The sequence below is a fragment of the Variovorax sp. RTB1 genome (assembly GCF_035018765.1).
Taxonomy (GTDB): Bacteria; Pseudomonadota; Gammaproteobacteria; order Burkholderiales; family Burkholderiaceae_C; genus Variovorax.
Window position 1 is genome coordinate 126,339 of the sequence record NZ_JASJXG010000002.1, and the last position, 12,235, is coordinate 138,573.

11 protein-coding genes are annotated in these 12,235 nt (G+C 61.1%); 1 reads left to right on the forward strand and 10 read right to left on the reverse strand.

Annotated elements, in window-relative coordinates; translation table 11 throughout:
• Nucleotides 1-28: 28 nt before the first annotated feature.
• The 9 genes from QN397_RS02070 to QN397_RS02110 are packed head-to-tail and all read right to left on the reverse strand — an operon-like array spanning nucleotide 29 to nucleotide 9,165.
• Entirely contained in the window at nucleotides 29-1,288 is a 1,260-nt protein-coding gene (locus tag QN397_RS02070) for an MFS transporter (protein WP_323499911.1), read from the reverse strand.
• Entirely contained in the window at nucleotides 1,276-2,415 is a 1,140-nt protein-coding gene (locus tag QN397_RS02075; protein WP_323499912.1) for a deoxyguanosinetriphosphate triphosphohydrolase, read from the reverse strand. Before QN397_RS02075 ends, QN397_RS02070 begins: the two co-directional genes overlap by 13 nt.
• Complete coding sequence (aroB, locus tag QN397_RS02080) at nucleotides 2,400-3,500, reverse strand: 3-dehydroquinate synthase (RefSeq protein WP_323499913.1); 1,101 nt, start codon at nucleotides 3,498-3,500, stop codon at nucleotides 2,400-2,402. The genes QN397_RS02075 and aroB overlap by 16 nt, the downstream gene beginning before the upstream one ends.
• Before the next feature lie 30 nt (nucleotides 3,501-3,530).
• A complete protein-coding gene (locus QN397_RS02085) occupies nucleotides 3,531-4,082 on the reverse strand; it encodes a shikimate kinase (RefSeq protein ID WP_323499914.1) in 552 nt (183 codons plus the stop codon).
• Nucleotides 4,083-4,107: 25 nt separating this feature from the next.
• Nucleotides 4,108-6,252: a type IV pilus secretin PilQ gene (pilQ, locus tag QN397_RS02090; protein WP_323494695.1), complete on the reverse strand. Its 2,145-nt coding sequence runs from the start codon at nucleotides 6,250-6,252 to the stop codon at nucleotides 4,108-4,110.
• The gene (locus QN397_RS02095; RefSeq protein WP_323494696.1) at nucleotides 6,249-6,788 is read right to left on the reverse strand and encodes a pilus assembly protein PilP; all 540 of its coding nucleotides are present in this window, start codon (nucleotides 6,786-6,788) and stop codon (nucleotides 6,249-6,251) included. The genes pilQ and QN397_RS02095 overlap by 4 nt, the downstream gene beginning before the upstream one ends.
• A complete protein-coding gene (locus QN397_RS02100) occupies nucleotides 6,785-7,465 on the reverse strand; it encodes a type 4a pilus biogenesis protein PilO (RefSeq protein WP_323494697.1) in 681 nt (226 codons plus the stop codon). The genes QN397_RS02095 and QN397_RS02100 overlap by 4 nt, the downstream gene beginning before the upstream one ends.
• Before the next feature lie 6 nt (nucleotides 7,466-7,471).
• A complete protein-coding gene (locus QN397_RS02105) occupies nucleotides 7,472-8,089 on the reverse strand; it encodes a PilN domain-containing protein (RefSeq protein WP_323494698.1) in 618 nt (205 codons plus the stop codon).
• The gene (locus QN397_RS02110; protein ID WP_187054894.1) at nucleotides 8,086-9,165 is read right to left on the reverse strand and encodes a pilus assembly protein PilM; all 1,080 of its coding nucleotides are present in this window, start codon (nucleotides 9,163-9,165) and stop codon (nucleotides 8,086-8,088) included. Before QN397_RS02110 ends, QN397_RS02105 begins: the two co-directional genes overlap by 4 nt.
• A 231-nt stretch (nucleotides 9,166-9,396) precedes the next feature.
• Here QN397_RS02110 and QN397_RS02115 point away from each other — a divergent pair, with 231 nt between their 5' ends.
• The gene (locus QN397_RS02115; protein ID WP_323499915.1) at nucleotides 9,397-11,802 is read left to right on the forward strand and encodes a penicillin-binding protein 1A; all 2,406 of its coding nucleotides are present in this window, start codon (nucleotides 9,397-9,399) and stop codon (nucleotides 11,800-11,802) included.
• 22 nt (nucleotides 11,803-11,824) lie between these two features.
• On the opposite strand, the gene cyaY is transcribed toward QN397_RS02115, so the two are convergent.
• Nucleotides 11,825-12,157 carry an iron donor protein CyaY gene (cyaY, locus tag QN397_RS02120; protein ID WP_323499916.1) on the reverse strand — a complete coding sequence of 111 codons (333 nt, stop codon included), beginning with the start codon at nucleotides 12,155-12,157 and terminating at the stop codon, nucleotides 11,825-11,827.
• Between the last annotated feature and the right edge of the window lie 78 nt (nucleotides 12,158-12,235).

Genomic DNA, 12,235 nt, shown 5'->3' on the forward strand with positions numbered 1-12,235 from the left:
GTCACGATGATGGGTACCCATGGGACGCTCACGCCGCACCCATCGAAGTGCGTGGGCTGCCTAGCCTGGCCGCCAGCACGATGCCCACCACCGAACACGCCAACGTGACGGCCCACGTCCATTGCCATCCCCCGACGCGATGCGCCAACCAGGCCACGACGGGCGGTGCAAGAAACTGGCCGAGCGCCGACGCCTGCTGCATCATGCCAACCGTCGTGGAAATCGTCGTGGGGCTGGGCGCCACTCGCACGGCAAGCATGAAAAGCGTCGCCGGCACCACCCCACCGCTGAGCGAAAAGAGGCACACCGCCGCATACCGAACTGCCGGCGGCAACACCACTGCGTCGACGCCGTGGCCCCATTGGGCAAACGCCACGATGCCGGCGACCGCCATGGTTCCGAAGCCAAATCGCAACACGAACGCGGGCTCGACGCCCCGCTGCAGCAGACGTCCGCCGACCAGATTGCCGATGATGTTCATCGCTGCCGCCAGAGCAGTCAGCACCGCGTTCCAACCCGCCGGCACGCCGACTTCTGCATAGATCGCCGGCAGGAAACCGATGACCGCGATCCACTGCGACGAGTACACGGCGAAGGCGAGCGAAACGCGGCGCGGGCCTGCGGCGCGCAAGGTTTCGCCGAGCCGCGACGTCCAACGTGGGCCGCCTTGCGCGCCGACCGCAGCGATCGCGCGATCGGCCGGCACCGACCGCCAAACCCAGACACAAGCACATGCTGAAACGGCGGACAAAGCCCACCACCAGCCTTGCCATCCCATCGACGCGATAAGCATCGGACCTAGCAGCAACGCGAGAGCGACCCCCAACGGCATGTAGGCGCCCCAAAAACCCATCGCCAACTTCTCTAGGCCGGCAGGGACGACGGCCCGAATGAGCCCAGGCGCGGGCATCACCGTCAGCAGAAAGCCGATGCCTTCCAATGCGCGCAGCACCATAAGCAACGGCAGCGCGTACGGCCCCGGCGTCACGCAGCCGCCGCCGATGCTGGCAAGAGTGACGACGAGCAACCCGATCAGCATGCTGCGTCGCAGTCCGATCGTGTCGGCGGCTAACCCGACCAGCAGCCCCAAAGTCATGCCGGCAGCTTGCACCGAAGACAACATAAAGCCTGCTTCCACAAGACCTATGCCGAACGTGGCCTGAAGCGCGGGCACTGCCGGCGGAAGCTTGCCGAGATGAAGCGCTGCGCCCACACCGGCCGCGATCACCGCGAACGCTGCTGCAGGTATGCGCGCCGTCGGAACGTTGGCGGGCGCTACGCCATCCATCGCTGTCCGGTCAGGCGCTCGTGCTCGCGCATCGCGAAGCGATCGGTCATGCCGGCGATGTAGTCCGCCACGGCACGATGGCGATCGGTACGGGCGGCGAACGATTCAGGCATGTCGTCCGCGCGATCGAGGTAGGCCGCGAACAGTCCGCGTACCACCGCCTGGGCGCGCTCCGAGGTCGCAGTCACCTGCGCATGACGATACAAGTTAGCGAACAAAAACCGCTTGAGTTGAATCGATTGCGCACGCATCGGCTCACTGAACCGCACCAACGGTGAAGCGCGACGCACGGCGTCCGCATCGGCCGGTGTCGCAGCAGCGAGCGCAGCTTTGGTTGCGTCGATGACGTCGTAGACCTGCGCGCTAAGCATCCGTCGAATCGTCTCGTACAGCACGCGCCGTCCGTGCAGTTGCGGATGTTCTTGCAGCGCTTCTCGCCGATACCGCTCGAACAGTTCGACCTCGGCCAGGCTTTCGACGGTGATCAGTCCCGAGCGGACTCCGTCGTCGATGTCGTGCGCGTTGTAGGCGATCTCGTCGGCCAGATTGCAGAGTTGCGCTTCAAGCGCGGGTTGTGTGCCGTCAAGAAAGCGCCGGGCCACACCATTGGGCTCTTCGGCTTCGATGCGTTCGGCGTTGGCGCGCGAGCAGTGCTTGAGGATGCCCTCGCGTGTCTCGAAGCTGAGGTTGAGCCCGTCGTACTGCGGATAGCGATGTTCGAGCGTGTCGACCATGCGCAGGCTTTGCAGGTTGTGCTCGAAGCCGCCATGCGTCCGCATACAGTCGTTGAGCGCGTCCTGACCAGCATGGCCGAAGGGCGTGTGGCCAAGGTCGTGCGCCAGCGCGATCGCTTCGACAAGGTCTTCGTTCAATTGGAGTGCACGCGCGATGGAGCGTCCCAATTGCGCGACTTCGAGCGAGTGCGTGAGGCGGGTGCGAAAGAGATCGCCCTCGTGGTTCAGGAACACCTGTGTTTTGTAGACCAGCCGCCTGAACGCGGTGGAGTGCACGATGCGGTCGCGGTCACGCTGAAAGTCATCGCGCGTGGGCGCTGGTGGCTCGTCATGCAGCCGGCCACGCGACTGCGCCGGGTCGCAGGCGTAAGGCGCGATCAGGCCTCGCAACATTGAGCAAGCACCTCGCGCACCATGGCTTCAGGCGCAGCGGCCACTTTGGCTGAGCCGGGCGTGTCGATGACCACGAACCGGATCTCGCCGGCTTCCGATTTCTTGTCGACGCGCATCAGTTCGAGGTAGCGCTCTGCCCCCAGGGCCGGCCCTGTGATCGGCAAGCCGGCTCGCAGAATCAAGCGGGTGAGTCGCGCGACGAACGCTGCGTCGACGCCTCCCAATTTGTGAGAAAGATGGGCTGCCATCACCATGCCGCAACCAACCGCTTCGCCATGAAGCCACTCGCCGTATCCCAGACCGGACTCGATCGCATGACCGAAGGTGTGACCGAAATTGAGAATTGCCCGAAGGCCTGTTTCACGCTCGTCCTGCGCCACCACTTCGGCCTTGATCTCGCAACTGCGCTTGACCGCATGAGCCAGCGCGGCCGGCTCCAGCGCAACCAGCGCATCGACGTTGGCCTCGATCCAGTCGAAGAACACCATGTCGTAGATCGGACCGTACTTGATCACCTCCGCCAACCCGGCGCTCAGTTCGCGCGGTGGTAGCGTTTGCAGTGTGGCAAGGTCGCAGAGCACCAGATGCGGCTGGTAGAACGCGCCGATCATGTTCTTGCCGAGCGGATGGTTGATGGCAGTCTTGCCACCCACCGACGAATCGACCTGCGCCAGCAACGTCGTCGGCACCTGGACAAACGGCACGCCGCGCATGTAGCTCGCTGCGGCAAAGCCGGTCATGTCGCCGACGACACCACCGCCGAGCGCGAACAGCACGGTCTTGCGATCGGCGCCGTGCCCGAGCAACGTGTCGAAGATGAGATTGAGCGTCGCCCAATCCTTGTGCACTTCGCCATCAGGCAATACGAGCGTCTCGACCCTGCAGTAGCGCTTCGAGAGCGTCGTTTTCAAGGCGGCGGCATACAGCGGCGCAACCGTCGTATTGGTGACGATCAACGCCATCGAAGCGACGGGCGCTGCGTCGAACGCATCGGGTTCGTCGAGCAGATCGGCAGCAATCAGGATGGGGTAGCTGCGGTCGCCGAGATCGATCTCGACACGGTCACGAAGTGCTGTCTGTGGCATGGCCCCGAGTGTAGAGGTGACGGCAACGCGTCAAAGCGGCGGCGCGATCTGAGGCTGGGGCTCCGGGATGACGATGCCGGCAAGTTCCAGCTGCATCACGATGATGTTGACCAGCATTGCAACCGATGGTCTGCCCGTGTCCACGACATCGTGCGCGGTGTCTCGATACAGGGGGTCGCGCGCGTCATGCAATTCACGGAGCCGTCCCAGCGGATCGGCAACCTGCAGCAAAGGGCGTTTGACGTCGTGTCTCAGTCTGCGAAACAAATCCTCGGGCGAAGAACGCAAATAGATGACGTGAAAATGATCGCGCAGCTGCGTTCGATTGGCTTCGCGGAGCACAGCACCACCGCCCGTGGCCAGCACGCCGTGTGCGTTCGCAGCCAGATCGGCAATCGCCTGTTGTTCGATGTCCCGAAAAGCGACTTCGCCTTCACGATCGAAAAATTCGCGAATCGAGCAGCCGATGCGGTGCTCGATAACCTGGTCTGTGTCGACGAAAGGGAGCTGCAAGCGCTGACCCAGGCGCCGTCCTACTGCGGATTTTCCGGCGCCGGGCAGACCGACGAATGCGACCGCCACGCGGGTCGGCTGACGCTGCGCGCGATCAGCGCGCGGCGTTGCGGTCGGTAATCATCTTCGGGGTGATAAAGACGAGCATTTCGGTCTTGTTTGCAACGCGATTGCGCGTACGGAACAGTGCGCCAAGGTAGGGCACTTCACCGAGCACCGGTACGCGCGATTCATCGTTGGATTCGGTGAGTTCGAAGATACCACCGATCACCACAGTGCCGCCGTTCTCAACCAGCACCGACGTCTGCACGTGCTTGGTGTTGATCGCGAAACCGGCGGTCGTCGCCTGTCCGACCGTGTCCTTGTTGACGTCGAGCGTCAGGATGATGTTGCCTTCCGGCGTGATCTGCGGCGTCACTTCGAGCTTCAAGTTCGCCTTTCGGAAAGCGATCGAGGTCGCACCGCTGGACGTCGCCACTTGATATGGCAGTTCTGTGCCTTGCTCGATCAGCGCCTTGGTCTGATCGGCGGTCACGACGCGGGGAGCGGACACCACTTTGCCCTTGCCGTCGGCTTCGAGCGCGGAGATTTCCAGGTTCAGCATCCGGGAGAAGCTGGAGTTGAAGAGGGAGATGGCGAAGGTGCCGGGTGCATTGCCAGTACCGCTGGGGCTGGTCGCGGGCAAATTGATGAAGTTCGAATTGGTGAACGTAGTGAGCGCGCTGCCAGCAGTGGTCGCGGTCGCAGGCGTCACGGTCGGCCCCACGCCGAGGTTGCCGAAAACGCGATTGCCGTTGTTTGATCCGACAACGCCGCCACCGATGCCACCACCGAGCCGCACTCCAAGCGATTTGCCGAAGGTGTCGGATGCTTCGACGATCCGTGCTTCGATCAGAACTTGGCGAACCGGAATGTCCAGCTTGGTGATCATTTCAGCGACCTGAGCCAACCGCGCCGGAATATCGGTCACGAACAGCTGATTGGTACGCGGCTCGGCAATCACGCTGCCGCGCGCTGTCAACAGGCGCGCGCTGCTAGAACCAGAACCGCCGCTTGCCGACCCCGAACCGGTGATCTGTCCTTGCAAGTCCACCGCTTTGGTGTAGTTCAGCTGGAACGATTGCGTGCGCAACGGTTCGAGATTTTCGATCGCCGCCTTGGCTTCGAACTCCACCTTCTCCTTGGCGTTGATTTCGTCTTTCGGCGCGATCCAGAGCACGGTGCCGTTCTTGCGCATGCCCAGGTTCTTGGCCTGCATGATGATTTCGAGGGCTTGGTCCCAAGGCACGTCTTTCAGACGCAGCGTCAGGGCGCCGGTCACCGAATCCGACGTCACGATATTGAAGTTCGTGAAGTCCGCGATAACCTGGAGTAGCGAGCGAATTTCGATGTTCTGGAAGTTCAGCGACAGTTTTTCGCCGTTGTAGCCCACACCTTGCGTCAGCTTCGTCGGGTCGACCTTGCGGGGACGCACTTCGACGACAAATTGGTTCTCGCTCTGGTAGGCGCTGTGCTCCCACTCGCCGCGCGGCTCGATGACCATGCGAACACGATCGCCGGCTTGTTGGGTGGTGATGAGTTGTACCGGCGTACCGAAGTCGGACACGTCGAGGCGACGGCGAAGGCCTTCAGGCAACGTCGACTTGGTGAATTCGACCACCAGGTTCTTGCCTTGCTGCTTGATGTCGACGCCGACCTGGTTGTTCGCCAGATCGACGATCACACGCCCTGTGTTGTCGGCGCCGAGCCGGAAATCGACATCACGCAGCGGCACCATGTCGCGGTTGCGGTTCTCAGCGAACGACGACTGGGTCGAAGCAACCAATGCGGTACCTGCCACCGGCTCGAGCGACACGATCAGGGACTTGCCCTGGATCTCGGTCTTGTATGCGGTCGCCTGCTTGAGGTTCATAACCAGACGCGTCCGATCGCCTGCCTGGACAACGTTCACAGAACGCAAGTTACCCTGGTTGACATCGACAGTGGAACGACCGATGGCATTGGTGATGCCCGGGAAATCAAGCGCAATGCGCGCAGGCGCCTGGATGACGAAGCCGGTTGGCACCGCCGACAGCGGCTGGGTCAAATCGATGCGGATGACTTCCGTGCCCGACTGGACCGAACTTGTGATCGATTCAATAGCGTTTTGCGCTTGCGCGATGGCAGCCACTCCAAGCGCCACGAGGGTCACGCTGGTGGCGCGCAGCCACCGAGCAAGCACTGTTTTTTGTCGGTTCATTTTGCCTTCTCTTGCAACTGCAACTTCGCCACGCGTTCGATCCACTCACCGGCGGCGTCCTGCACGATTTCACGCAGGCCGAGTTCGGTTTCACTGATATTGGTAATGCGGCCGTAGTTAAGGCCAAGGTGATTGCCCACACGCACCTGGTAAAGCAGCTTGTCAACGCTCACGAGCGCAACCGGCTGCCCATTGCGGGTCAGGCTACCGACCATCGCCATCGAATCCAGCGGAAACGCTTCAAGCGATTCTTTCCGACGGGAGAGCTCCGGTGCGATCAAGCCCGAGCTGCTCGGCTGGCTCGAATCGCGACGCAAAGCCTGCGTCAGCTTCTGTATATTAAAAGGCTCGAACGAAGCCGCCTCTGTGTAGGCCTGCGGGGTGAATTTCTTGGGCTCGGAAATCGGCGGCACGGTCGGCTTGACCTGCGCGCGCTGCTCCGCCATCCAGCGCTGAAGATCGTCCCGGTCGGAGTTGCCGCATGCCGTAAGCGCAAACGCCGCGGCACCTATGCATAGCAAGGCACGCGCGCTCATTTCTTGACCTTTGCTGCAGCTGCGGCGGCAGCGCGTTGGGAAGCCTGCTCGTCAGGATCCAGGTAGCGGAACGTACGCGCAGTGGCGTCCATGGTGAGCCCGCCATCTTTCTGCGGCGTTATCGCCAGATTGTTCAGCGTCACGATGCGAGACAGGTTGGCGACGTCGGCGGCAAAGGCGCCCATATCGTGATAGCGCCCGGTCACCTTCAGCGCGATAGGCAGTTCAGCGTAATAGTCCTTCACTACGATTTGCCCAGGGCGGAACAGCTCAAACTGAAGACTTCGACCTAATCCGGCTTGGTTGATGTCCGACAACAAAGCGTCCATTTCAGCTTTGCTGGGCAGCTGCTTCTCAAGCAACGTCACGTATTGCTGGACCTGCTCGCGCTGCTTTTTAAGAAGGTCGAGGTTTGCTGCCAGTGCGACCTTCTTTTGAAAGTCGACGCGCAGAGCCACTTCCTTCGCGCGCTCTGCCTCCAACTCGTCATTTGAGTTTGTCAGCCAGACGAACCAGAGCGCCGCAAGCACGGCGATGACCACCGCAATGAACAGCGCGAAGCGTGGCGCTAATGGCCACATCGAAGGATCGTTAGGGTTCAGTCCGCGAAACTGATCACCGAACCGCCGCATGGAAGCGGCGAAATCGATATTGCGTGTGGGGCGTCGTGTTGCCATGGCTTCCTACCCCTTTGCAGCGGCCGATGCCACTGGTGCGCCAGGTGCGCCCTTTTCCACATCGGTCGGTCGCTTGACGCCGATGCGCATGGTGAAGTTAGCCACCCGACGCTGGTCGCGCGGTGTGAGGTTCACGCTGGCGGACGTGATTTCGACCAGTTCCGGCTTGACAAGCCAGGGGCTGTTGTTGCCCAGGTTGCGCAGCAGTTCAGAGACGCGTTCGTTCGACTGCGCCATGCCTTGCAACGTCACCGTCTGGTTGTCCTGCTTCATGCTGGTGAGGTAAACCCCATCCGGTAACTGGCGGACCAATTCGTTGAGCAGATGCACCGGCAGATTGCGATCGCCCTGCAAATCTTCTACGGCGGTCTGCCGCGCGCGCAGTGCTGCGATTTCAGATTGGAGCGTCGAGATTTCCTTGATCTCGCTTTCGAGCTTGGTGATCTCGGAATGAAGATACGTGTTCTTGGACTGCTGACCCGAAATTTGCGTTTGGTACCAAACGTAGGCGCCGCCGGCAAGCAGCACGCCGAGCAAAGCAGCCGCGCCCAGCGAGGCGTAGAAGGTCTCTTTCCGGCGTTTGCGAGCCGCTTCGCGGTGCGGAAGCAGGTTGATCAAAATCACTGCAAGAACCTCCGCATCGCCAAACCGCAAGAAGTCAGGTAGGAGGGCGCTTCACGACGCACCTTCTTCTCCCTGATATTTGCGCCGATTTCCATGCCGTCGAAGGGATTGACCAACGAACATGCAAACGAAGTTTGACGGGTGACGGCACTGGTCAAGCCGGGCAAAGCAGCCGAACCGCCGGCCAAAAGTACGTAGTCGACACGGTTGTGCGGCGTACTGGTGAAAAAGAATTGAAGCGCCCGCGCAATTTCCTGCGCAATGCTGGCCACGAAAGGCCGGAGCACGCCGGAACCGTAGTCGTCAGGCAGATCGCCGCTGCGCTTTTTGGTTTCAGCCTCTTCTGCCGAAAAACCGTATTGCCGCACGATCAATTGAGTGAGTTGAGCGCCGCCGAAAGCCTGATCCCGGTCATACAGCACTTCCTGATTCCGAAGCACCTGCATGCTGGTAGTGAACGCGCCGACTTCGAACAGCGCGACGACGGCGTCGCGGCCTTGACCGGGCAACTGCTCGATCAACCTTGCAGTTGCAAGGCGAGAAGCATAAGACTCGACATCCAGGATCATTGCTTTCAGGCCGGCAGCTTCTGCCAGACCCTGACGATCCTGTACTTTCTCCTTGCGGGATGCCGCGATGAGCACCTCGACGTCTCCCGTGGAGTTGGCGCTCTGCCCCATCACGCAGAAGTCAAGACTAACTTCGTCTAGGGAAAAGGGAATGTATTGGTTAGCTTCGGACTCGACCTGCAGTTCGAGTTCCTGCTCGCTCATACCGCCCGGAAGTACGATCTTCTTGGTGATCACGGCAGAAGGCGGCAAAGCCAGTGCGACGTTTTTAGTGCGGGTGCCGCTTTTACGGACCACGCGGCGCACGGCTTCAGCAACTTCGTCGAACTTCTCGACGTTGCCGTCGGTGATCCATCCGCGTTCCAGCGGTTCGATGGCGCAACGTTCCAGCACCAGTTTCCCGGTGGCATCGCGACCGAGTTCTACCAGCTTGACGCTGGACGAACTGACGTCCAAGCCAAGCAGTGGCGCAGGCTGCCGGCGAAAAAGCGATCCCAAGTCGGTCAAGTTACGGTCCTGTCGGTTGTAACGATTGGAAATATTTGCGAGTGGTTGCATGCTATCAGCAACAATCACCGGCAACAAAGCTGAAGAAGGTGTAGAGCGCGCATCCGTTGTCAAAAGGTCACGAGACCTGCAACAAAGGTCACGAATTTTCGCGGCCGACTTTATGCGCCGCGGCGCTTTCAATACGGCGCATTTCACTTTTTATAATGCGCGGTGACTCCATCCCGCTCAATGCCCGACTCAACACGCCCCGACGGGCCCCGCAAGCCTGCTCCAACTCCTAAAAGGTCGGTATGGCTGACCTGGCTTTTGCGGATCATTTTCTGGACATTGGGGCTTGCTGTTGCCGCAGTGGTGTCGATTCTGTGTGTGATCGCCGTCGCGTTGGCGGTGGCATATCCCAACCTTCCAGACATTTCCGAGCTCTCTGACTATCGACCCAAGTTGCCGCTGAGAGTCTTCTCTTCGGAAGGCACGCTGATCGGCGAATTCGGCGAAGAACGCCGGAACCTTACCCCGATCGCCACCATCCCGAAGGTGATGAAAGACGCAGTCCTCGCGGCCGAAGATGCCCGCTTCTATGAACATGGCGGCGTCGACTACAAGGGCGTGGTTCGCGCCGGGCTGGCCAACGTCAACCGCGTGAAAAGCCAGGGCGCCTCCACGATCACGATGCAGGTGGCGCGCAACGTCTACTTGAGCTCAGAAAAGACGCTCACCCGCAAGATCTATGAGATCTTGCTGACCTTCAAGCTCGAGCACATGCTGAGCAAGGACCAGATCTTCGAGATCTATCTGAACCAGATCTATCTGGGCAACCGCGCCTACGGCTTCGCGGCCGCCTCGGAGGCTTACTTCGGCAAGCCGCTGCAAGATATTTCTATCGCGCAGGCCGCCATGCTGGCAGGGTTACCCAAGGCGCCGGGCGCCAACAACCCCGTCAACAATCCGTCTCGCGCGCGCGGCCGACAGCTGTACGTGATCGACCGCATGCAGGAAGCAGGATTCATCACAGCCGAGCAGGCGGCAGTGGCAAAGAAAGAAGACCTCCAGCTTCGCGACGGGCAGGACACGACCCGGCTGCACGCCGAATATGTGGCCGAGACCGTGCGTCAGCTGATGTACGCGCAATACGGAGACAGCACCTACACACGCGGCCTCAAGGTCTACACCTCGCTCGTGGCCGCTGACCAGGCAGCCGCTTACAAAGCGCTGCGCAAAGGCATCATGGATTTCGAGCGCCGCCAGATCTACCGCGGCCCCGAGAAATTCGTCGACTTGCCGGCCGACCCGAAGGAATTCGACGAAGCTATCGACGACGCGCTCAGCGACCATCCGGACAACGGCGACTTGCTTTCGGTGGTCGTGCTCAAAGCTTCGCCGAAAGAAGTCAATGCGGTGCGCGCCGATGGCGAGGCGGTTCAGATCACCGGCGAAGGCCTGAAGCTGCCGCAATCCGGACTGTCCGACAAGGCACCCCCCAACATCAAGATTCGCCGTGGTGCAGTGATCCGTGTTGCCAAGACCCCCAAGAACACTTGGGAAATCACCCAGCTGCCAGAGGTCGAAGGCGCGTTCGTCGCGCTCGATCCGCGCGATGGCGCGATCAAGGCGATGGTCGGGGGCTTCGACTTCAACAAGAACAAGTTCAACCACGTCACCCAGGCATGGCGACAGCCGGGCTCCAGCTTCAAGCCCTTCATCTACTCGGCGGCGCTCGAAAAAGGCTTCTCGCCGGCGACCGTCATCAACGACGCCCCGCTCTTCTTCGATGCCGGCACCACAGGCGGTCAGCCGTGGGAGCCCAAGAACTACGACGGCGGCTTCGAAGGGCCGATGTCGATGCGCCGGGCGCTGATGAAGTCGAAGAATCTGGTCTCGATCCGCATCCTGCAGTCGATTGGCACTCACTATGCGCAAGACTGGATCACCAACTTCGGCTTCGACCGCGAAAAGCATCCGGCTTATTTGCCGATGGCGCTCGGCGCCGGTTCGGTCACACCGATGCAGATGGCGACGGCGTATTCGGTGTTCGCCAATGGCGGCTATCGTGTCAACCCGTATCTCGTGACCCGAGTCACCGATCACAAGGACAAGGTGCTCGTCGAAAAGCAGCCGCCGCTTTTGAACGAAACCATCCGCGCAATTCCTCAGCGCAATGCCTGGATGATCGACAGCCTGCTGCAGTCAGTGGCCAGCGGCGGGACCGCGGCCAAGGCACAGGCGACGCTCAAGCGCACCGACATTTATGGCAAGACCGGTACCACCAACGATTCGCTCGATGCCTGGTTTGCCGGCTTCCAACCGACCATGGCAGCCATCGCCTGGATGGGTTACGACACGCCTCGCATGCTCGGCGACCGCGAGACGGGCGGCGGGCTGAGTCTGCCGATCTGGATCTCGTATATGGAGACTGCCCTCAAGGGCGTCCCGGTGGCCGAGCTTCCCCCGCCATCGGGCGTGGTCAACGTCGGTGGCGAGTGGTACTTCGACGACTACGCGCCAGGCCGTGGTGTGGCGAGCCTGGGTCTGGACACGGCGCCGGTGGTGCCAGCCGAGGCGCTCACCGGCGCGCCCGTTGCGCCGACGCCGCCACCCGAAGAGCGCAATCGAATCCTGGATCTGTTCCGGAACTAGGCTGGGTTCGTTCGATCGGAAGTTAGTCGGCGGTGAACTCGAGCGACAGCCCCGCTTGCGTGCTGGCTTCTTCTGAAAATTGCGAGAACAACTCTCTGCCGGTCTTGGTGTCGACCCAAGCCGCGCCATCGTGACGATAGTGGTAACCGCCCGACCGCGCCGCGAGCCAGATCTCTTTCAACGGCGCTTGCAGGTTCACGATCAACTGGCTTGCGTTGGGAAAAGTGATCGTGATCATTCCCCCGACACGCTGGTTGTCGATGTCCGCATCGGTCGCGTCGTTGATACGATCGCAAGCTTGCTCGATGGCGGCGAGCGCGGATTCAGCGCGGTCCAGATATTCGAGGTCGGTCATTACAATTTCGCCATGTTGAATGTTCTCCAAATTCTAGTGAGCGACCACGGCCGCGACCTGCACAGGGTCTGCAGAGGC

Bases quoted from the DNA above. Each gene is read 5' to 3' on its own strand.
- QN397_RS02070 (WP_323499911.1), bottom strand. From the start codon at position 1,288: ATGGATGGCGTAGCGCCCGCCAACGTTCCGACGGCGCGCATACCTGCA.
- QN397_RS02075 (WP_323499912.1), bottom strand. From the start codon at position 2,415: ATGTTGCGAGGCCTGATCGCGCCTTACGCCTGCGACCCGGCGCAGTCG.
- aroB (WP_323499913.1), bottom strand. From the start codon at position 3,500: ATGCCACAGACAGCACTTCGTGACCGTGTCGAGATCGATCTCGGCGAC.
- pilQ (WP_323494695.1), bottom strand. From the start codon at position 6,252: ATGAACCGACAAAAAACAGTGCTTGCTCGGTGGCTGCGCGCCACCAGC.
- QN397_RS02095 (WP_323494696.1), bottom strand. From the start codon at position 6,788: ATGAGCGCGCGTGCCTTGCTATGCATAGGTGCCGCGGCGTTTGCGCTT.
- QN397_RS02100 (WP_323494697.1), bottom strand. From the start codon at position 7,465: ATGGCAACACGACGCCCCACACGCAATATCGATTTCGCCGCTTCCATG.
- QN397_RS02115 (WP_323499915.1), top strand. From the start codon at position 9,397: ATGCCCGACTCAACACGCCCCGACGGGCCCCGCAAGCCTGCTCCAACT.
- cyaY (WP_323499916.1), bottom strand. From the start codon at position 12,157: ATGACCGACCTCGAATATCTGGACCGCGCTGAATCCGCGCTCGCCGCC.